At 71.5% G+C, this 19,825-nt stretch carries 22 protein-coding genes; 11 read left to right on the top strand and 11 right to left on the bottom strand.

The genetic code is table 11. From position 1 onward, the window contains the following. Positions 1-381: 381 nt before the first annotated feature. Positions 382-1,197 carry an SAM-dependent methyltransferase gene (locus ACWCSD_RS25105; RefSeq protein ID WP_449918307.1) on the bottom strand — a complete coding sequence of 272 codons (816 nt, stop codon included), beginning with the start codon at positions 1,195-1,197 and terminating at the stop codon, positions 382-384. A 190-nt stretch (positions 1,198-1,387) separates the two neighbouring features. Here ACWCSD_RS25105 and ACWCSD_RS25100 point away from each other — a divergent pair, with 190 nt between their 5' ends. Beyond that, positions 1,388-1,675 carry a PRC-barrel domain containing protein gene (locus ACWCSD_RS25100; protein ID WP_352352063.1) on the top strand — a complete coding sequence of 96 codons (288 nt, stop codon included), beginning with the start codon at positions 1,388-1,390 and terminating at the stop codon, positions 1,673-1,675. A 103-nt stretch (positions 1,676-1,778) separates the two neighbouring features. Here the strand turns inward: ACWCSD_RS25100 and ACWCSD_RS25095 are convergent, their stop codons facing one another. Then, positions 1,779-2,330, bottom strand: coding sequence for a nucleotidyltransferase (locus tag ACWCSD_RS25095; RefSeq protein WP_397166111.1), 552 nt, complete (start codon positions 2,328-2,330; stop codon positions 1,779-1,781). Positions 2,331-2,481: 151 nt separating this feature from the next. Here ACWCSD_RS25095 and ACWCSD_RS25090 point away from each other — a divergent pair, with 151 nt between their 5' ends. After that, entirely contained in the window at positions 2,482-2,967 is a 486-nt protein-coding gene (locus ACWCSD_RS25090; RefSeq protein WP_397166112.1) for a DUF1360 domain-containing protein, read from the top strand. A gap of 3 nt (positions 2,968-2,970) precedes the next feature. On the opposite strand, the gene ACWCSD_RS25085 is transcribed toward ACWCSD_RS25090, so the two are convergent. Next, positions 2,971-3,681, bottom strand: a complete 711-nt coding sequence (locus ACWCSD_RS25085; protein ID WP_449918303.1) for a TIGR03557 family F420-dependent LLM class oxidoreductase — start codon at positions 3,679-3,681, stop codon at positions 2,971-2,973. Positions 3,682-3,752: 71 nt separating this feature from the next. On the opposite strand from ACWCSD_RS25085, the gene ACWCSD_RS25080 reads away from it, so the two are divergent. Continuing rightward, a complete protein-coding gene (locus ACWCSD_RS25080) occupies positions 3,753-3,902 on the top strand; it encodes a GPGG-motif small membrane protein (protein ID WP_165959640.1) in 150 nt (49 codons plus the stop codon). 136 nt (positions 3,903-4,038) lie between these two features. Next, positions 4,039-5,820 (top strand): PP2C family protein-serine/threonine phosphatase, encoded by a 1,782-nt coding sequence (locus tag ACWCSD_RS25075; protein WP_397166115.1) that lies wholly within the window; start codon positions 4,039-4,041, stop codon positions 5,818-5,820. Between the two features lie 14 nt (positions 5,821-5,834). Here ACWCSD_RS25075 and ACWCSD_RS25070 read toward each other — a convergent pair whose 3' ends face one another. Genes ACWCSD_RS25070 through ACWCSD_RS25060 form a run of 3 tightly spaced genes read right to left on the bottom strand, consistent with a single transcriptional unit; the run spans position 5,835 to position 7,869 of the window. Then, positions 5,835-6,584 carry a metallophosphoesterase family protein gene (locus ACWCSD_RS25070; RefSeq protein WP_397166117.1) on the bottom strand — a complete coding sequence of 250 codons (750 nt, stop codon included), beginning with the start codon at positions 6,582-6,584 and terminating at the stop codon, positions 5,835-5,837. Next, positions 6,568-6,816: a BON domain-containing protein gene (locus ACWCSD_RS25065; protein WP_352352068.1), complete on the bottom strand. Its 249-nt coding sequence runs from the start codon at positions 6,814-6,816 to the stop codon at positions 6,568-6,570. Before ACWCSD_RS25065 ends, ACWCSD_RS25070 begins: the two co-directional genes overlap by 17 nt. 45 nt (positions 6,817-6,861) lie before the next feature. Beyond that, positions 6,862-7,869, bottom strand: a complete 1,008-nt coding sequence (locus tag ACWCSD_RS25060; protein ID WP_449918298.1) for a DNA topoisomerase IB — start codon at positions 7,867-7,869, stop codon at positions 6,862-6,864. Between the two features lie 54 nt (positions 7,870-7,923). Between ACWCSD_RS25060 and ACWCSD_RS25055 the strand changes: the two genes are divergently transcribed. Together ACWCSD_RS25055 and ACWCSD_RS25050 are read left to right on the top strand one after the other, a co-directional pair. Then, a complete protein-coding gene (locus tag ACWCSD_RS25055) occupies positions 7,924-8,190 on the top strand; it encodes a DUF805 domain-containing protein (protein ID WP_352319527.1) in 267 nt (88 codons plus the stop codon). 8 nt (positions 8,191-8,198) lie between these two features. Continuing rightward, positions 8,199-9,203 carry an SDR family oxidoreductase gene (locus ACWCSD_RS25050; RefSeq protein ID WP_387670872.1) on the top strand — a complete coding sequence of 335 codons (1,005 nt, stop codon included), beginning with the start codon at positions 8,199-8,201 and terminating at the stop codon, positions 9,201-9,203. Between the two features lie 461 nt (positions 9,204-9,664). Here ACWCSD_RS25050 and ACWCSD_RS25045 read toward each other — a convergent pair whose 3' ends face one another. Continuing rightward, positions 9,665-10,180, bottom strand: coding sequence for a GNAT family N-acetyltransferase (locus ACWCSD_RS25045; RefSeq protein ID WP_397166121.1), 516 nt, complete (start codon positions 10,178-10,180; stop codon positions 9,665-9,667). Positions 10,181-10,631: 451 nt separating this feature from the next. Then, the gene (locus ACWCSD_RS25040) at positions 10,632-11,039 is read right to left on the bottom strand and encodes a RidA family protein (protein WP_449918294.1); all 408 of its coding nucleotides are present in this window, start codon (positions 11,037-11,039) and stop codon (positions 10,632-10,634) included. Positions 11,040-11,169: 130 nt separating this feature from the next. Between ACWCSD_RS25040 and ACWCSD_RS25035 the strand changes: the two genes are divergently transcribed. Together ACWCSD_RS25035 and ACWCSD_RS25030 are read left to right on the top strand one after the other, a co-directional pair. Beyond that, complete coding sequence (locus tag ACWCSD_RS25035; RefSeq protein WP_358288320.1) at positions 11,170-11,550, top strand: winged helix-turn-helix transcriptional regulator; 381 nt, start codon at positions 11,170-11,172, stop codon at positions 11,548-11,550. A gap of 125 nt (positions 11,551-11,675) precedes the next feature. Next, positions 11,676-13,502 carry a transketolase gene (locus ACWCSD_RS25030; RefSeq protein WP_449918291.1) on the top strand — a complete coding sequence of 609 codons (1,827 nt, stop codon included), beginning with the start codon at positions 11,676-11,678 and terminating at the stop codon, positions 13,500-13,502. A gap of 5 nt (positions 13,503-13,507) precedes the next feature. Here the strand turns inward: ACWCSD_RS25030 and ACWCSD_RS25025 are convergent, their stop codons facing one another. Beyond that, entirely contained in the window at positions 13,508-13,891 is a 384-nt protein-coding gene (locus ACWCSD_RS25025; RefSeq protein ID WP_364330157.1) for a ChaB family protein, read from the bottom strand. A gap of 13 nt (positions 13,892-13,904) precedes the next feature. Continuing rightward, positions 13,905-14,186: a hypothetical protein gene (locus ACWCSD_RS25020; protein ID WP_352319513.1), complete on the bottom strand. Its 282-nt coding sequence runs from the start codon at positions 14,184-14,186 to the stop codon at positions 13,905-13,907. 38 nt (positions 14,187-14,224) lie between these two features. Between ACWCSD_RS25020 and ACWCSD_RS25015 the strand changes: the two genes are divergently transcribed. The 3 genes from ACWCSD_RS25015 to ACWCSD_RS25005 all read left to right on the top strand — a co-directional run bounded on the left by ACWCSD_RS25015 (position 14,225) and on the right by ACWCSD_RS25005 (position 18,637). Next, a complete protein-coding gene (locus tag ACWCSD_RS25015) occupies positions 14,225-14,734 on the top strand; it encodes a shikimate kinase (RefSeq protein ID WP_397166129.1) in 510 nt (169 codons plus the stop codon). 12 nt (positions 14,735-14,746) lie between these two features. Next, positions 14,747-15,301 (top strand): GNAT family N-acetyltransferase, encoded by a 555-nt coding sequence (locus ACWCSD_RS25010; RefSeq protein WP_397166131.1) that lies wholly within the window; start codon positions 14,747-14,749, stop codon positions 15,299-15,301. A 96-nt stretch (positions 15,302-15,397) separates the two neighbouring features. Continuing rightward, positions 15,398-18,637, top strand: coding sequence for a protein kinase domain-containing protein (locus ACWCSD_RS25005; RefSeq protein ID WP_449918287.1), 3,240 nt, complete (start codon positions 15,398-15,400; stop codon positions 18,635-18,637). Positions 18,638-18,650: 13 nt separating this feature from the next. On the opposite strand, the gene ACWCSD_RS25000 is transcribed toward ACWCSD_RS25005, so the two are convergent. Continuing rightward, the coding region (locus tag ACWCSD_RS25000) for a serine/threonine protein kinase (protein WP_449918284.1) at positions 18,651-19,825 on the bottom strand (1,175 nt) is incomplete at its 5' end.

The following is a 19,825-nucleotide window of genomic DNA, read 5'->3' as shown; positions in this document are numbered from 1 at the left end:
CACCTGCCGGTCGTGCGCCGCCACCAGGGCGTCCTTGACGGTCTTGAGCTCCAGCACGAAGGTCGCCACGCGCAGCGTGGAGTCCGGGGCGGCCATCGAACAGCAGCGCGCCGGCGGCGCCGCCGGTGCCCCAGGCCGTGGCGGCCACGGAGACGTAGACGGCGCCACGGCGGGCGGAGACAGAGGTCATGACAGGAGTTCTCCGGATGGAGTGGTTGGAATGGGCCCGTATGCGGGCAGCAACCACCCCCGGATCGGTCAGACCCGGAGAATCCTGAAACGCCGCCGCCCGCTAGAGGGCCGGCGGCGGGGAGCAGACGAGGAATCGACGCGGCATGGGCGTCACCCTAGCCGTCCGTCCGCCGCGAAGGCACCCGGGTTTCACGGCTTGCGGGCCACGCCGCCCAGCAGCAGCTCTTCCCAGGGGGCCAGCGGGCCGGGCAGCCGCTCGTCGGGGTGCCATTCGGGGAAGTGCACCACCCCGGGCTCGACCAGCACGAGCCCGGCGAAGTACGCCTCGATCGCCGCGCGCTCGCGGAAGTGGCCGGTGCCCATGGTGGCCTGGAGCAGCGCCTCCAGGGCCTTGGCCTTGGGGTTGCCGGAGGCGAGCATGTTGGAGACGGCCAGGTGGCTGCCGGGGGCGAGTTCTGCGACGTACCGCCGGACCAGGCCGTGGGGGTCGTCGGCGTCGGGGAACAGGTGCAGCAGCCCGATGGCCAGCAGGGCCGTGGGCTGGTCGAGGTCGATCAGGCGGCCCAGCTCGGGATGACCGAGCACGGCGTCGACGTCGCGGGCGTCGGCGGTGATCGCGGTGGCGCCGGGGTTGCCGCTCAGGATGGCGCGGGCGTGCGGCTCGACCATGGGGTCGATGTCCACGTAGACGACCCTGGTACGAGGGTCGGCGAACTGGGCGACCTCGTGCGTGTTCTCGATGGTCGGCAGCCCGGCGCCGAGGTCGATGATCTGCCTGATGCCCGCCTCACGGACGAGGAAGTCGACGATCCGGCCGATGAAGGCCCGGTTGCACCAGACGAGGTCGACCACCTCGGGCACGGCGTCCTTGAGCCGGCGCGCCACCGAGCGGTCGACGGAGAAGTTCTCCACGCCGCCGAGCAGGCAGTCGTGCACGCGGGCCACGCTGGGACGCGTGACGTCGACGCCCGGAGGGGCCCACTCCTGCGCCTCGCCGACGGTCATCCGGCCCCCTTTCCAGTCCGTGACGCGGATCGTAGCCGCCGCCACCGACGCTTTGTTGGGGGTTTACCGGACTCTGTCCGGGTAGCGGAGGTCTTGCCCGAGAAAAGACGGAAGAAGAGAGGAAGAGAGCCCGATGGAGCTCTGGAACTATCGTCCTGACGTCTATGACCGCGGTCAGAGTCTGGATCTCGTGGGGTACCACGTCCAGGCGACCGACGGGAAGATCGGGTCCGTCGACGAGGCGACGTACGAGGTCGGCGAGAGCTACATCATCGTCGACACCGGTCCCTGGATCTTCGGCAAGAAGGTCATGCTGCCGGCGCAGGTCGTCACGCGCATCGACCCTCAGGAGCGCAACGTGCACGTCGCGCGCACCAAGGCCGAGATCAAGGACGCGCCCGAGTTCGACGAGGGCAGGTACAAGGAGCCCGAGTACCGCACGCGGCTGGGTGACTACTACGGCCGCTACGGCGGGTGACCCTCGCAGTCTGCCCTAGAGGGAGGGCCGCGTCCGATCGGGGCGCGGCCCTCCGCCCGTTCCTGGCCACCCTCCTCAGGGCTGCCGGGTCAGGGCTGGCGGGTCAGGGCCACCGGCTCTCGCCGCTGGCCACCACCGGCTCGCTCAGCACGCCCAGCCGCTCCAGCAGCGTCACGAACGTCGTCGCGTACGGCGAGTCCGCCGTCACCGCCACCACCCGCGACCAGTCCACCTGCTCGCGCAGCGCCCGCACCTGGGCCAGCAGGGAGCCGTAGTCGCAGGCGTGCTCCGACAGCGGCAGCAGCCACGAGATGACCAGGTCGGTGGCCTCCAGCACGGGCACGATCACCGCCGACGCCTTCAACGGCTCGGCCCGGTCCAGCAGCTCCTCGGTGATCTCGTGGTCGGAGACCCGGAAGATCAGATCGACCAGCCGGCCCTCGTCGTACGCCTTGACCAGCCAGTCCTCCGGCGGTTTGGCGGTCTCGAAGCCCAGCCCGCGCAGGGCTTCCAGGGCGGCGGGCACGTCGTGCTCGGTGAGCACGAAGTCCACGTCGTGCAAGGAGGGGGCGGCGCCTCTGGCGTAGGCCGCGCAGCCGCCGGCCAGCGCGAACTTCACCCCGGCGTCCTTCAGCCCGGAGCTGGCGCGCTTCAACGTGTCAAGGATGGCGTCAGTGACCGCATGACCATGGCTGCTCATGGTTCCGGGCTACCCTCACGATCGTCATGTAGACGTCGGGAACGGCCCAAGAGACGGCCCGGGGGACGGCGCGTAGAGGCAAGGGTTGAGGGTAGCGCCACACCCCATGACCGAGATGCTGGAGAAGACGGAACGGGCCTACGGCAACGGGCATGATCGTCCACTGGGCGGCTACCTGGGCATCCTCGCCACGTACGGCGCAGGGGTGGCCGCGGCGGCGGCGGCCGCGGTGCTCACCAAGCGGAAGCTGCCCGAGCGGGTCGGCGTCCTCGACCTCGCGCTCATGGCGGCCTGCACGCACAAGGTCTCCCGGCGCCTGGCCAAGGACCCGGTCATGAGCCCGCTGCGGGCGCCCTTCACCAGGTACGAGGGCCAGGGCGGCCCGTCGGAGGTCCAGGAGGAGCCGCGCGGGCCGATGGGCGAGCTGCTGGCCTGCCCGTTCTGCCTGGCCCAGTGGGCGGCCACCGCGTACGCCGTCGGCCTGGTCTTCGCCCCCAGGGTGACCAGGCTCGTCGGCGCCACGATGACCGCGGTGGCCATCTCCGACTGGCTGCAGCTCGGGTACGCCAAGCTGATGAAGTCGGCCGACTAGCTGTCAGCGCACTCTCGGGAGCACCTCGCGTTCGTAGAAGTCGAAGAACGCGTCCTGCTCCGTGCCGATCTGGTTGACGTAGACCTCGTCGAACCCCGCGTCCACGTACTCCTTGAGCGCCCGCGCGTGGACCCCGGGGTCGGGGCCGACCGGGCTGCCGCCCACGGCCTCGTCCTCGGTGACCGACTCGGCGAGCTGCTCGAAGTGGCGCGGCAGCGGCACCGGCTCGTCGGGGAGCGTGTAGAGCCGGGCCGTGTCCACGCGGTAGTGGGCGCCCCGGTGGGTCACCAGCCTGCCGGTGAACAACTCGCGCATCAGCCCGACGGCCTCTTCGAGCATCTCCAGGCGTTCGCTGAGCGGGGGCCAGCGCGACTCGACGACGTGCTCGTTCAGCGCCTCGCCGGTGCCCACGCCGAGCCGGAAACGTCCGCCGGTGAGCGCCCCGGTGGTGGCGGCGGCCTGCGCGACGACGACCGGGTGCGTACGGATGAGGGGGCAGGTGACGGCGGTGGTGATGGGCAGGGAGGTCGCCTCGGCCAGCGCGCCGATCACGGACCAGACGAAGGGCGCCTGGCCCTGCTCGTCCAGCCAGGGGTGGAAGTGGTCGGAGATCCACAGAGCCGCGAAACCGGCGCGTTCGGCGGCTTTGGCCTGACGTACCAGTTCTTTGGGTCCGTGTTCCTCACACGACAAGAAATAGCCGAATGTCGTCATGAATCAGCACCTGCCCGTTACGGCGGAGGAAAACATGTTACTGAGTCGCGCGTGAGGGCAGTTGCAGTCACATGGCTACTTTGCTTTGGATCATCGCCGTAATCCTCGTCATCTCCGGGATCTACGTGATTCTGGCCCGTCGCGACCTCCTCTGGGGGATCGTGCTCATCGTCCTCGGCTTCCTCGTGGGCCCGGGCGGGGTCAGCATCTTCAATGTGTAGGGCGCACGCCGCCCCGCACTCCGTCCGTGACAACCCGCTGGGCCGAACCTCGAGAACGGCCCAGCGGACCACCTAGTTTTGCCGAAACATCAGCACCACCAGCCCTCAATCCCGATTGATCGGGCATGGGGAGCGAGTGAGCAGATTTCCGCCGTTCAACCGCTACGAGATGAACGCGGCTTCGGCACGGGTCCGTGAGCAACTTGTTCACGTACGCCGCCACCTGCGTACCCAGGCCATCCTCGACGAGGCCACGGCCCGCCTGGCCACCCGGCTCAACATCCGCCCAGGCGAGGCCGCCGAGCAACTCGCCAGGATGGCCCAGCACAGCGGTCTGGACCTGACCGAGGTCGCGAAGGGCATCGAACGGCCGTCCGAGCAGGTGCTCGAACGGCCCGAGGTGCCCGAGTGGGTACGCGGCATGCTGGCGGGCGTGCACGCCTCGGCCCTCTTCCTCACCCCCGTCCACGACGACGCGGGCCGCGTCGTGGACTTCCTCGTCCTGGCCGCGAACAAGCACGCCAGGACCCCCGCCGGGCGCACGGCCGACGACCTGGCCGGGCGCCGCCTGCTGTCGGTCAGCCCCGGCGTGGCCAGTTCGGGCCTGCTGGACGACTACATCGCCGTGTACGAGTCGGGCGAGTCCCTGCACCACATGCCGTTGGAGTTCGTCGAGGCCATGGACTACCGGCTGTGGCCGGCGACCCTGGCCGTGCGCGCCGCGCGCGTGGACGAGGGCCTGCTGGTGAGCTGGCGCATCCTCGACGACGAGGAGCTACTGGTCTCCGGCTGGGAACGCGCCCAGCGCCTGGCCGAACTGGGCTGGGGCGAGTGGAACCTGGCGACCGAGCGCACCCTGTGGACGCCCCAGATGTACGAGATGTTCGGCCGCGCCCGCGCCGACGGCCCGATGCCCCTGGAGGAGCTGCCCGCCGTGGTGGTCGCCGAGGACCTCCCCGTCATGGACGAGCAGATCCGCACGCTGCTGGAGTTCCGCGAGGCCGTGGAGAACGAGTTCCGCATCCAGCACCGGCACGGCGTACGCCACCTGTGCGTCTACAGCGAGCCGATCCTCGACGGGGACGGCGTGCCGGTCAAGGTCCGCTGCCTGGTCCAGGACGTCACCAAGAACCGGCGCAGGGAACGCGCGCTGGCCGTGGCGCACGAGCAGGCGACCAAGGAGAAGGAACGGGCCGAGCAGGAGCACCGGATCACCGTCCAGTTGCAGAACACGATCCTGCCGATCCGCCGGGGCCTCATCCCGCTGCCGGGGCTCGCCGTCGGCGTGCGCTACCTGCCCAGCGAGGACCTGGCCCGGCTCGGCGGCGACTGGTTCAAGGCCCGGCTGATCACCGACGGCCGCGTGCTGCTGGCCATCGGCGACGCCATGGGCCACGGCCTGACCGCCGCGAGCATCATGCTGCAGATGCGCTCGGGGCTGGCCGGCCTGGCGTACACCGGCGCTCCCGCCGGTCAGCTCGCCACCTGGCTGAACGACCTCATCGTGCACTCCAACGAGGACGTCACCGTCACCGGAACCGCGATCATCGGCCACTTCGACCCCGAGCGCCGCACGTTCGCCTGGACCAACGCCGGGCACCTCGCGCCCGTCCTCATCAGGGACGGGCACGGGCAGGCCATCGACGGGGTCACCGGCACGCTGCTGGGGGCCTTCGACGCGGCCGAGTACGACATGACCGTCACCCAGCTCGAACCCGGCGACACCCTGGTCCTGTACACCGACGGCGTCGTGGAGCGGCGCGGGCAGGACCTGGACGTCGGCATGGCCGCGCTCCTGCGGGCCTCGCGCTCGTGCGTGGGGGACGATCCCGAGCAGATGATCGACTGCCTGTTGCGGCGGCTCGGCGCCGACGACTCCACCGACGACGTGTGCGTGATCGCCGCACGCGTGTTGTGACGCCTCCTGCGGGGTCAGTCGTCGTAGTCGTTGCCCGGCTCCTCCAGGCAGTAGACGCCGTACGCCCTGCCGAGGACGGGCAGGGCGACGTTGCGCACCCGGATGCCGCCCGATGTCATGCCCTTCTCCGTGCCCTTGTGGGCGTGCCCGTGCAGGATCAGGTCGGCGCCCGCCGTGTCCACCGCCTCGGCCAGCAGGTAGCTGCCGAGGAAGGGGTAGATCTCCAGCGGTTCGCCCTCCAGCGTCTCCTTGATCGGTGAGTAGTGGGACAGCACCACGCGCTGGTCGGCCACGAGCTCCTTGAGCGCGACCTTCCACGCCTCGGCGATGTAGCGCGTGTGGGAGATGAAGTTCTTGATCTCGCGCTCGCCGAACTCGCTGGCGCTCTTGCCGGCGAACCCGCCGCCGAACCCCTTGCCGCCGACCACGCCCAGCTTCCGGTCACCACAGTGGATCACCGCGCCGTCGTCGTCGAGCACGATGACGCCGGCGTCGCGCAGCTCGGCGGCGATCTCGTACTGCAGGTCGGAGTGGTAGTCGTGGTTGCCCAGGACCGCCACGGTGGGGATCGGCAGGTCGCGCAGCTCGTCGGCCACCACCCGGCCCTCCTCCAGCGTGCCGTGCCGGGTGAGGTCTCCCGCGACCATGAACACGTCGGCACGTTCCTCGATGCCCTCAAGCCTGCGCCGGTACTGGCCTCTGACGTCCTCGCCCAGGTGGATGTCGCCCACCGCCGCTATTCGCAGGTCAGTCAAGATGCTCATCCTCCCCCAGCACCGAGACGTCGACCACGCGTATCTCGTTGTGCAGGTGCAGCTGGGGCGCGATCTCCCGCGCCACCTGGCCGAGCCTGTCGCGCTGCTCGGCTCCGCTCACCTGACCACGCAGGAACAACTGGTCGCCGCGGACGTCGACCCGGATGCCCAGCTCGTTCGTGCGTCCGTCCTCGGCCAGCGCCTGTTGGACGCGGGCCGCGACGTACTGCGGAGCTTCCATCGCTTGCCTCCTTCTATTGTCGCCGCATGCCCGGGGATTAACGGCTCAAACGGCGCGAATAAGGTCTATAACGGCCTGTTCCACCGTCCCGTGGGTGGCGAGCTGCCCGTAATCGGCGTCCGCTCCGAGTTCGGTGAGGGCCGCGGCGATCGTCCTGTCCTGGTCGTACGCCTCCACCACCCGCGGGTCCACGTACGACGCCCGCGCCACGGTCGGCGTGTTGCCCAGATACTCGGCCACCTCCCGCATCACCCGGGTCACCGCCCGCTTCCTGGCGGTGCCGTTCCCCGGCGCGTGCTTGGAGACCGCCAGGCCCACGGCGGCCAGGACGGTCGCGTGCCAGGTGCGGAAGTCCTTGGCGGTGACCTCGCAGCCGACCAGTTCGCGCAGGTAGTCGTTGATCTCCTCGCTCCTGACGTCGCCCCAGCCGCCTTCCGGGCGGCGGTAGCGGAGCAGCTCGCCCTCCGCGCCGAGCGCCTTGAGCGAACGCAGCACCGTGCAGGCTCCGGGATCGGCCACCACGACCTCGCGGGAGATGTCCCCCTTGGCCTGGTAGGCGCAGGTCACGACGCCGTTGCTACAGGTCACGTGGTCCATCCGCAGGGTGGCCAGACCGTAGGTGTCGTAGCTCTCGCCGCCGATCCTGAAGAAGCCGACGTCCAGCAGGCGGGCGGCGGCGGCCAGCACCCGGTCCCGGGTCAGGCCGCGGCCCTTGAGACGGTCGTCCACGGCCTTGCGGAACGCGGGCAGGCGCTCGGCCACCTCCAGCACGTGGTCGAACTTCGCCTTGTCCTGCTGCTCGCGCCAGAGGTCGTGGTAGCGGTACTGCCGGCGTCCGGCCACGTCCACGCCGACGGCCTGGAGGTGGCCGTACGGGGAGGGGCAGATCCAGACGTCCTTCCACGCCGGGGGGATGACGAGCGACCTGATGCGCTCCAGCGTCGCCTTGTCGCGCACCGGCCGCCCGTCCGGTCCTTCGTAGCTGAACCCGCGCCCGCGACGGCGCCGGACGATCCCCGGCTCACTCTGGTCACTGGGATGTAGCTCGGGCACGCAGGGCGGCTACCCAGCACGTTAGGCAACAAACAGGACGGGCAGGTGAGCGGCATGCCTGAGAACACGGATGACGGTAGATGGCACGAAGAGGGTGACCGGAAGGGCCACCCCATGGTGCCCGCCACACCGCGCGACGTGGTGCACATCAGGGTGGGATCGTTCATTCTGGTGTTCCTCTTCGCGTTCACGGTGCTGGGACTCATAGCAGGCGCGCCGGTGATGGCAGGGATCGCGATCGTGCTGTTCATCATCACGATCGTCGACATCGCCCTGGCGATCCGGCGGCAGAAGGACCGAAACACGGGAGAGGCAGGCTGACAACCGACATGGCATCCCTTCGAGGACGCGTGGTAGTGGTGACGGGCGCGAGCGGCGGGGTCGGGCGGGCGGTGGTGCGCGAGCTGGGCGCTCGCGGCGCTCGGGTGGCCCTGATCGCCCGCGGCACGGCGGGCCTGGGCGCGGCCGCCGTGGACGTGGGAACCGCGGGCGGGGACGCGAAGGTCTACGAGGCGGACGTGGCCGACTATGAGCAGGTGAAGGCGGCGGCGGAGCGCGTCGAGGCGGAGATGGGACCGATCTCGACCTGGATCAACACCGCCTTTTCCTCAGTCTTCGCCAAGTTCACCGATATTTCGCCAGATGAGTACGCTCGTACCACTTCGGTGACGTACCTCGGTTATGTGTGGGGAACCAAGGTCGCCCTCGACCTCATGGGCCCTCGCAACGCCGGGACCATCGTCCAGGTCGGCTCGGCCCTGAGCCATCGCGGCATCCCCCTCCAGTCGGCGTACTGCGGGGCCAAGCACGCCATCAAGGGCTTCACCGAGTCGCTGCGCACCGAGCTCCTGGCCGACCGGAGCGGCATCGACGTCACGCTGGTCCAGCTCCCCGCGGTCAACACCCCTCAGTTCGAGTGGGTCCTGTCCAAGCTGCGGCGGCACCCCCAGCCCGTACCCCCGATCTACCAGCCGGAGGTCGCGGCGCGCGCCATCGTGTACGCCGCCGAGCACCCCGGACGCAAGGAATACTGGGTGGGCGCCAGCACCGCGGCCACCCTCATGGCGCAGCGCGTCGCCCCCGCCCTGGTGGACCGGTACCTGGCCAGGACCGGCATCCAGTCCCAGCAGACGGACGAGAAGCAGCCGAGCGGGGTGTCGAACCTCTGGGAGCCGGCCGACGAGGACAAGGACTACGGGGCGCACGGCACGTTCGACCGGCGCTCCCACGGTCACAGCCCGCAGGTGTGGCTCTCCCAGCACCGGCGGGCGGTGATGGCGGCTGTGGGGGGTGTGGCCGCGGCGGTCACGGTGGCCCGCCGGCTCGCTCGCTGACCGAGGGCCTTTCTCTGGCCCCCCGCCCGGCACCTGGTTACCGGGTGGGCCGCGGGAGCCCACCCGGATGCTCGCTCCGCTCGCCATGGTCACCCGCCCGGCACCCGGCTACCGGCTGGGCCGCGGGAACCCACCCCGGGCCAGGGGCGCAGCGAAGTGTCCCCTGCCGATGTACCGGCCATCCCCCTACCGTCCGACCTGGCAGCGGACCTGCTCATCCTCCACCAGCCGTCCCAGAGATCACCGGCTGGGCAACGGAAGCCGTCCCGGACCGGGTCCCAAGACGGCTTCCCTACCGAGGTATCGGCCATTCGCCAGCGCCCGACCTGGCAGCGGACCTGCTCACCCCCACCAGCCGTCCCAAAGATCACTAGTTGGGCAACGGGAGCATCACCAACCACTGCGATCTTCAGAGTCGCAGCACTCGGCTCCGGAGGGCCCGAGGGTCAAGGCAGTTCGGCTCAGCGCCCCGGCAAGGCTCGCTCCAGCTCGATCAAAGCCAGCGCAGGCCCCTCCTCGAACTCGTGGTCGTGGGTCCTGCCGGTCTCGGTGAAGCCGTTCTTGGCGTAGAAGCGGCGGGCCTGGGCCGAGTCCCGGATCGTCCACAGGTGCACGTCGTCGTACCCGGCGTCGCGTGCCGCGTCCAGGACGGCCGTCAGCAGAACGCCGGCGATGCCGCTGCCCCAGACGTCCGGATGGGCGAAGAAGGTATGAATCTCCGCGGAGCCGGGACGGGAAGTGGAAGCCCCGAACCGGGCGAAGGCCCCGGGCCGCTCGTTCAGGCGCGCCAGCAGGATCGGGTCTCCGCCCTCGGCCAGGATGCCGTGCCACTTGCCGCGCCGCTCCTCGATCCCGGCCGCGGCGACCTTCGGCGCACACAGCGGGCCGTGCGAGACGCCCCAGGACAGGGCGTGGATCTCGCCGAGGACGTCCCCGTCGCCGGGTTGCGCGGGGTGAACCGTGATCACGTCAGGCATGCCTCAGACACTACTGTCAGCCGCCGTCGCCGGCCCCGCCAGGGGACGAGGATTCGACCTGCCGGCCCGCCTCCCCATCCACTTGGACTTGGCAGATCAGACAGGCATGCGCGCGCCGATCCCCATTCGAGGGCATCACCGCGACTCCGAAGATCGCGTTGTCGCATCGTGCCCTTGCTCAACTGAGCACAACTGAGAAGTGGGGTTTCGACGACGTTTCTCAGTTGCTCTCAGTACGTCGCGCGTCCCTTACGCGAGGATCACAACGGTTCGAACCTCTACCAAGTGACCCGGCATAACCAACACCCCAACCCCCCAGTCCCCACCTCAAAGCCGAACACCCCACTTCAGGGGCCGTCCTGTCGCGTCCCATCCCCTGCTCAACTGAGCACAACTGAGAAGTGGGGTTTCAACGACGTTTCTCAGTTGCTCTCAGTACGTCGCGCGTCCCTTACGCGAGGATCGCGGTGGCTTCTACCTCGACCAGGTGGTCCGGGACGAACAGGGCCGCGACGCCCAGCAGGGTCGCCGGTGGGGTCGCCGTCGTGCCCAGTTTCGCCTTCGCCCGGGAGATCCCGTCCAGGAGCGCGGGCATCTTGTCGGGGGTCCAGTCCACGACGTGGACGGTCAGCTTCGCCACGTCGTCGAACGACCCGCCGGCCCCGGCGACGGCGGTGGCGACGTTGAGGTAGCACTGTTCGACCTGCGCGGCGAGGTCGCCCGCGCCGACGGTCGTGCCCTCGGCGTCCCAGGAGACCTGGCCGGCGACGAAGATCAGCCTCGTTCCCGACGCGACCGCCGTCTGGTGGTAGACGTCGATCTCGGGCAGGCCCTCGGGGTTCAGCAGGGTGACGGGCATGGCGAGCGCCTCCTGACAGGGGGGCCGGAACGCACGTACGGCCCCCAAGACTCTCTTGTGGTTACTGAGGAACTGTAGGAGAGTGTCTGCTGACGTGGAAGAACGCACTTTTCAGTGACTGGGGAACCTCATGGTGACCAAGCAGTTCAAGGGCTCGGACGGCGCGGCGGACCTGAGGCGGGCCGACTCCCTGGCGCGGGAGATCTTCACGGACGTCGCCAACAAGTGGGCGTTCCTGATCATCGAGGCCATCGGCGAGGGCACCCTGCGGTTCGGCGAGCTGCGCGACCAGGTCGAGGGCATCAGCCACAAGATGCTCACCCAGAACCTGCGCATGCTGGAGCGCAACGGGCTGGTCGAGCGGACGGTGTATCCGACCGTGCCGCCGCGGGTGGAGTACACGCTCACCGAGCCGGGGCGGGCCCTGCGCGCGACGGTCGACGCGATGTGCGCGTGGACGCAGCGCCACCTCGGCGACATCGAGGCCGCCCGCCGCCGCTTCGACGCCTGACGCCGCCCGCGAACCGCCCAGGCGAGGGAGGTTTCAACTGCCGACAAATGGGGTCAGCTGACGTCAGGCCCGAGTTAAGCGCCGCGCAGGGGGTAGGCGGCGTGAAACTCACGAGGAGGGTCTTGATGCCTGAACGCGATCTCCAGTACTTGACCGAACTGGCCGCGCAGCTGCGCGTCGACTCCGTGCGCGCCGCCGCGGCGGCCGGTTCCGGGCACCCCACCTCGTCCATGTCGGCCGCGGACCTGATGGCCGTGCTGTTCTCCTGCCACCTCAGGTACGACTTCGACCGCCCCGACAACCCCGGCAACGACCACCTGATCTTCTCCAAGGGCCACGCCTCCCCCCTTCTCTACTCGCTCTACAAGGCGGCGAAGGTCATCGACGACGAGGAGCTGCTGTCGTTCCGGCGCCGGGGCAGCCGGCTGGAGGGGCACCCCACCCCCCGGCTGCCCTGGGTGGACGTCGCGACCGGCTCGCTCGGTCAGGGGCTGCCGGTGGGCGTGGGCGTGGCCATGGCGGGACGGCTGGAACGGCTGCCGTACCGGGTGTGGGTGCTGTGCGGTGACAGTGAGCTGGCCGAGGGGTCCATCTGGGAGGCGGCCGAGCACGCCGGGGCCGAGGGGCTGGCCAACCTGGTCGTGATCGTGGACGTGAACCGGCTGGGTCAGCGCGGCCCGACCCGGCACGGATGGGACACGGGGGCGTACGCGCGCCGGTTCGGCGCCTTCGGCTGGCACACGATCGAGATCGACGGCCACGACCCCGGCCAGATCGACTTCGCGCTGGGGGACGCCTGCAACACCCGCCGGCGTCCCACCGTGATCCTGGCCAAGACGCGCAAGGGCGAGGGCGTCGTCGAGGTCGAGAACCGGGAGGGCGCGCACGGCAAGGCGCTCAAGGACCCCGACAAGGCCATCGACGAGCTGGGCGGGCCGCGCAGCGTCCATGTGGACGTGCACCGGCCGGAGGGCGAGGCCGAGCCGTTCCACTTCGATCCGCGCCCGGCGACGTTGCCGGAGTACGAGGTCGGCGCGAGGGCGGCGACCAGGGCGGCGTTCGGCGCGGCGCTGACGGCGCTCGGCGCGGCCCGCGGCGACGTGGTGGCGCTGGACGGCGAGGTGGCCGACTCGACCAAGACCGAGGAGTTCGGCCAGGCGTTCCCCGAGCGCTTCTTCGAGATGTACATCGCCGAGCAGCAGCTCGTGGCGGCGGCCGTCGGCCTGTCGGTGCGCGGCTGGACCCCGTACGCGGCCACCTTCGCGGCGTTCCTGACCAGGGCGCACGACTTCATCAGGATGGCCGGCGTGAGCCAGGCGTCGATCCGGCTGGTCGGCTCGCACGCCGGCGTCTCGATCGGCGAGGACGGCCCCTCGCAGATGGGCCTGGAGGACCTGGCCATGATGCGGGCGGTGTACGGCAGCACGGTGCTGTACCCGTGCGACGCCAACCAGGCGGCGGCGCTGACCGTCGAGATGGCGGACGTGTCAGGGGTGTCCTACCTGCGCACCACCCGCGGCGAGACGCCGGTCATCTACCCGCCCGGCGAACGTTTCCCGGTGGGCGGCTCGCGGGTGCTGCGGCGCTCGCCCGACGACCGGGCCACGATCGTGGCGGCCGGGATCACGGTCCACGAGGCGCTGGCGGCGGCCGACGAGCTGACGGCGGCCGGCCTCCCGGTCGGCGTGATCGACCTGTACTCGGTCAAGCCGGTGGACGCGGCGGTGCTGGTGGAGGCCGCCACGACGACGGGCAACCTGATCACGGTCGAGGATCACCGGCTGGAGGGCGGTCTCGGCGACGCCGTGCTGGACGCCGTCAGCGAGCTCGGCCCGCGGGTGGTGAAGCTCGCCGTGACCGGGTTGCCCGGGTCGGCGACGCCTGAGGAACAGCTCGCGGACGCCCGCATAGACCGCCACGCGATTGCCGAGGCGGTCAAGCGGTTGTTGTGAGGGAACTAGCGGGCTTTCGCCGTGGCCTTCCTGTTGGCCTTCTTGATGGCGTCCACCAGCTCCTTCTTGGTCATCCTGGATCGGCCGCGCACCCCGAGCCTGGACGCCACGCCCTGCAAGTGCTCCTTGCTGGCGTTGGCGTCCACGCCCTCCTGGGTCCTGCCGGAGCGGTCGGTCGCGCCCTTGTCGGACGGTCCCTTCTGCCCCTTGGGCTCCCAGTGGTCCCCGACCTTCTCGAAGGAGTGCTTGAGTGCGGCGAAAGCGGTCATGTGCGCGCGCCGTCCCTCTCCGTACTCCTTCACGGCGGAGTCGTGCGCCTTGATCCACGTGTTCTGTGCCTTCTTCGGCGAACGCTTGATGGTCGACGGCAGCTCGTCAACGGCTGGCATGTCGATTCACCTCCTACAGCGGCGGCTCGTCGTAGTGGCGGCGCTCCTCGTACACCGTGGTCCTGCGGGTCTCCGGCTCCTCGTAGATCTCGTGCCGGTGCACCGGCTCGTCGATCGGGCCGACCGCCCTGCGGGTGACGCTGATCCGGTAGATGCCGAACAGCAGCCCCGCCAGGCCACCGAGCATGAGGATGACGCCGACGACGTTGATGTCGAGACCGGCGAGGTCGAACTCGACGGCCCAGGTGAGGATCGCACCGAGCATGATGAGGATGATGCTTCCGGCGATGGTCATCAGATTTACCTCCTTGACACGAAGGAACCTCTATCCACATGTCGAAAAACAAACCAGTCGTGGTGATCGGGCTGATGGGATCGGGTAAGACGACCGCGGGCCGCCTCCTCGCCACCGCGCTGGGGATGCCGTTCACCGACAGCGACCCGTTCCTGGAGAAGGAGCACGGCGGCACGGCCGCGCAGATCGCCGTCCGCGAAGGGGCCGAGGCGCTGCACCGGTACGAGGCCGAGCACGTGCTGGCGGCGCTGGCGGGCGAGCCGAAGGTGATCGCGGCGGCGGCCAGCACCGTGGAGGACCCCCGGGTGCGCGAGGCGCTGCGCGAGGCGTTCGTGGTCTGGGTGGACGCCGCCGACGCCGTCCTGGCCCGGCGCATGAGCTCGGGCGCGCACCGTCCCGAGTTCCAGCCGGCGGAGATGCGGGCCCGGCGGGAGGGCTACTTCCAGCAGGTGGCGGACCTGACGTGCGACGTCGGCGTGCTGACCCCCGAGGAGGTGCGCGACGCGGCCCTGCGGAAAATGGGTTTGCCCGCCGATGAGCAGGACTGATACCCAGAGGGGATGTTCGCCGAGAAACCCACTTTGACGGGTGAGCGCGTCACGTTGCTCCCGGTCGGTCCCGAGCACGTCGAGGGCCTGATCACGTTGATCAGCGATCCGGAGGTGCAACGGCTGACGGGCTCGCACGGCGAGGTCGACCACGAGGTGGCCCGCCAGTGGTACAGCACGAGAGGCGAGCACGCCGACCGGCTCGACCTGGCCGTCATGGCCGGCGGCGAGTACGTCGGCGAGGTCGTGCTCAACGAGCTCGACCGGCACAACCTGTCGTGCAACCTGCGGATCGCGCTGATCGGCGCCCGGGTCTTCGGCAAGGGCTACGGCACCGAGGCGATCGAGCTGGTCCTCGGCCACGCCTTCGCCACCACGCCGCTGCACCGCGTCGGCCTCGGCGTCTTCACCTTCAACGACCGGGCGCGGCACGTCTACAAGAAGATCGGGTTCGTGGAGGAGGGCGTGCAGCGCGACACCTTGCTGTGGGAGGGCGAGTGGCACGACTCCGTGACGATGTCGGTGCTGCGGCCGGAGTGGCAGTCAAGATCCAGAAGCCTGGCATAATGATCATGACGCATGGGTCCCCCGAGGCGCGCGGGGGACCTGTGGTCGTTCACCGACAACCAACGGCCGGTCCGGCGCATCTAAGCATCAGTGACGATGCGCTTGGTGCCTGGTGATCCCGAGAGGCTGGGCGGCTTCTGGCTGGCCGCCCGGCTCGGCGCGGGCGCGCGCGGGGTGGTCTACGACGCCTACGACGACAAGGGCCGCCGCTACGCGGTGAAGGTGCCCCGGGTCGAGGTCGAGCCGGTCGCGCGGGTGAGCTGCCCGCATCTGGCGGAGGTGGTCGCGTCCGGGGTCGATCACGGCATCCCCTACGTGGTGAGCGAGTTCGTCGACGGGCCCGACCTGCGGCAGGCGGTCGAGCGGCACGGGCCGTACCGGGGCGAGGAGCTGGCGGCGCTGGCGGCCGCGCTGGCCGGGGCGCTCCGCGCGCTGCACGCGGCCGGGCTGACGCACCGCGACCTGCGGCCGGAGAGCGTGCTGCTGGCGGCGGGCGGCCCCAAGGTGATCGACATGGGGGTGGCGGTCGGCGGGTCGCTGGGGGCGACGTGCACGTACCTGGCCCCGGAGATCCTGACCGGCAGCGGCCACGAGACGGCGACGGACGTCTTCTCCTGGGGGGCCGTGGTGCTCTACGCGGCCACGGGCGGCGATCCGTTCTCCGGGCGGAGTCTCGGCGCGGTGCTGCACCGGCTGCTGACCGTCGATCCCGACCTGAGCGCCCTGCCCGACGGGCTGCGCGAGCTGGTCGGGCGGGCGCTGGCCAAAGACCCCGCCGCCCGCCCGGCGGCGGACGAGCTGCTGGTCGAGGCCGACCCCGCCGCGTTGCGCCCGCCGGCGGGCGTGGCCGGGCACCGGTCGCTCGGCGAGCTGGCCGAGCGCGTCTACGCCGGGCTCACGCCGCGCCAGCAGGAGGCGGTGCCGGGCCTGCTGCTGCGCCTGATGGACGGCGACGACCCGCACGACGAGGGCGGCGTGCTGGCCCCGCTGATGGACGCCGGGCTGCTCGTACGCCGCAGCGTGCGGGTGCCGCCGACCGAGACCGCGGTCGGCAAGCTCGTGGCGGTGCGCGACGACCGGGTGGCGCCGGCCAGCGCCGCGCTCTACCGGGCCTGGCCTCGCCTGCGCGGCTGGGTGGCCGACGAGCGGGACGGGCTGGCCGTCCACCGGGAGCTGCGCCTGGCGGCCGGCCGGTGGTCGCGCCACCGGCGCGGGCACACGTACCTCTACCGGGGCGACCGGCTCGACACGGCGCTCGGCTGGGCCGCGGCCAAGCGCCGCCACCTGCGGCTCAGCCAGCTCGAACGCGACTTCATCGGCGCGAGCGTGGCCATGTCCAAGCAGCGCAGGCGGCTGCTGCGGCCCTCGATGGCGACCCTGGCCGCCGCCCTCGCCGTCGCGGTGTCGATGTCCGCCGTCTCGCTCAACGGCGAGCGGGAACTGCGCGGACACCTCCTGGAGGCCAACGCGCGGGCCGTGGCCGCCCGCGCCGAGGCGCTGCGCTCCTCCGACCCGCGTACGGCGATGCGGCTGAGCGTGGCGGCCTGGCGGCTGTCGCCGGTGTTCGAGGCGCGGGTGGCGTTGCAGGCCTCCCTGGCGCAGCCGGAGCTGGGCGTGTTCACCGACCCCGCGGCCGACGAGCGGGCCGGCTACCTGCTGCGCGGCGACGAGCTGGTCAGGTGGCGCGACCGCACGCTGACCGTCTGGGACGTGCGCAGCGGCCGGCAGCTCGCCGCGCACGCGCTCCCCGAGGGCAGCGCCGCGCTGAGCGACGACGGCCGGTACGCCGAGAGCCCCGGCGGGCAGCCCGTCGAGGTGGCCACCGGCCGGGCCCCCGCGACCGGGACGTACACGATCACCAGCGGCAACCGCACCAGGGTCTACCGGGGCGCCGAGGTGCTGCTCGACGTGCTCGACCGCCGGGTGGCGGTGTCCCGCGACGGGAGCCGGGCCGCGGTCTCCGACCTGGACGGGCGGGTCGAGCTCTGGTCGCTGCCTGGCCGGGCCAAGGAGCGGGAGTTCACCGTCCGGCCGCAGACCGGGCCGGACCGGTCGGCGCCGCCCCTGTCGTTCAGCCCCGACGGCCGCACCCTGGCCGTCGCGGGCCGCGACGGCGTGACCCTCCTCACGCCCGGCGCCGGGCCGCCGCGGGAGGCCGCGACCGGAACCGCCGCCACCGCGTTCGCGGCGGAGGCGGGCGACGCGGCGATGCCCGCGGACGGCTCCGCCGGCACGCCCGTGTTCAGCCCCGACGGCAGCCTGCTCGCCCTCCCCGGCCGGGACGAGGTGCGCCTGTGGAGCGTGGCCGAGCGGCGGCTGGCCGGCGCCTACCGCTTCCGCGGCGACCAGCACGGCGACCTGGCCTTCTCCGCCGACGGCCGGACCCTGCGCTACCTGAGCGGCCTGGGCTCGGTCGTCTCGCTCGACGTCTCCGGGCTGCCGGCGCCCTCCTCCGGCGTCCGCACCGCCGCGCTGTCGAGCGACGGCCGGGTGGCGGCCAAGGACGTCGGGAACGCCATCCGGCTCACCGACGTGGTGGCGCGCAAGCCGCTGGCCGAGATCGCCGCCACCGGCGACGTGGCCTTCGACGCGGCGGGCAGGCTGCTGGCCGTGGCGGGCGACCCGGTCACCGTCTGGGAGGCGTCGGGCGGCAGGAGGGTCGCCGTCATCGACGCGGGCGGCGACGTGCCCGCCGTGGCCCTGTCCCCCGGCGGCGACACGCTGGCCACCGCGCGCGGCCGGCTGCTGGAGACCTGGGACGTGCGCGCCGGCCGCCGGATCAGGGCCTACGAGGGCGCGGGCGACCTGGCGATGGCCTTCAGCCCCGACGGCTCGACGCTCGCCTCCGGCACGAACCTGCTCGACCTGCGTACCGGCGAGGTCACCCCACTGGCCCCGGCCGCCGCCCGGCCCACCGCGCTCGCCTTCTCCCCCGACGGCCGCACGCTGGCACTCGGGCTCGGCGGCGGGCGCGTCGAGCTGTGGGACGTACGCGGGCGCGAGCGGGCCGGCTCGGTCGAGACCGGCCCGGCCCCCGTACGCGACCTGCGCTTCTCCCCCGGCGGCGACCTGCTAGCGATCGACGCGGAACGCACCTCCCTGTGGGACGCCGGCACGCTGCGCGAGGTCGGCCAGGTCGGGTCGTGGGCCGAGGGCCTGGCCTTCAGCCAGGACGGCCGCAGGCTGCGCGGCGTGGCGGCGGACGGCAGCGTCCGCGAGAGCCCGGTGGACCCGGCGCTGACGGCACAGGAGGTGTGCGCCCGCGCGGGCGGGCCGCTCAGCCAGGACGAGTGGAGCCGGCTGATCCCGGAGAGCGGCTACCAGGGCGGGTGCTGAGCCGGGCGGCCGGTCAGGAGGCGGGGTAGGTCTTGAGCACCCTGCCCTGGGGGTCGGCCACCAGGTAGCCGGTGCGGTAGGCGTCGCTGATGTAGACGAGCAGCACCTGCTTGGTGCTGGTGAAGACGAAGTTCGGATCGACGATGAGGTAGCGCGAGGTGGGCTTGCGCACGCCGAGGACGCTCTGGGCCTTCTTGAGCAGGCCGGGCAGGGCGTCCCAGTTGTACTTGGCCAGGTCGACGACCGGGGTGCGGATGGTGGAGCCGGTGCCCTCGCGGGTGGCCCTGCCGTCGCGGTAGGCGTAGCGGTCGTAGACGGCCGGGTCGCCCTTGACCGGGGCCTCGGCGGAGATGTACGTCGGGTAGACGACCATCCGGACGACCTTGGTGCCGCCCATGACCGGCTTGAGCGCCTTGATCGCGGTGCGGATGCCGTCGGCGGTGAGCAGGTTCTCCGGCTGCGGCTCCGGCTCCTCGCTCGCCTTCGGCTCCTCGACGTCGGTGGTCTCCACCGGGGTGAGCTGCGGCGTGTTCGGCTGGGTCGGCTCCTCGGCGCCGCGCACGCCGGGCAGCAGCGTGTAGACCAGCACGCCGGTCACCGCCAGCGCGCCCACGGAGGCCGTCACGGCGGCGACCGGCGAACGGCGGGCGCGGCGCGACGCCATGGTGCCGGCCCGCGAGAACGACGGCTCCGGCCCCCAGGGCTGCGGCGCCCCGGGCGGCACGGTGGCCCCCTGCCGCGCCCCGGGCGGCACGGTGGCCCCAGCCGGCGGGCCATGGTGGAACGGGGCCGGGGCGGGGGGCGGGTAGGCGGGCGGGGGCGAGCCGGGGTCGGCGGCGGCGGCGAGCATGCGGTCGAGGGTCTCGGCGTCGGGACGGCCGGCCGGGTCGCGGCGCAGCAGCGCGCCGAGCACGGGACCGAGCGGCCCGGCCCGCTCCGGCGGCGGCACGTCCTGGTTGAGCACGGCGGCCAGCGTCGCCAGCGTGGTGCTCCTGCGCAGCGGGTGGCGGCCCTCGACGGCCACGTACAGCAGCATGCCGAGCGACCACAGGTCGGAGGCGGGGTCACCCTCGTGCCCGTTGATGCGCTCGGGCGCCATGTACTCGGGCGAGCCGATGAACGACCCGGTCGCCGTCAGGCTGGTCGACTCGCGCACGGCGGCGATGCCGAAGTCGGTGAGCACCGAGC

This window comes from Nonomuraea sp. NPDC001684 (assembly GCF_053596515.1).
The sequence above is the reverse complement of the archived record's forward strand: the minus strand, read 5'-3'. Positions and strand labels throughout refer to the sequence as shown.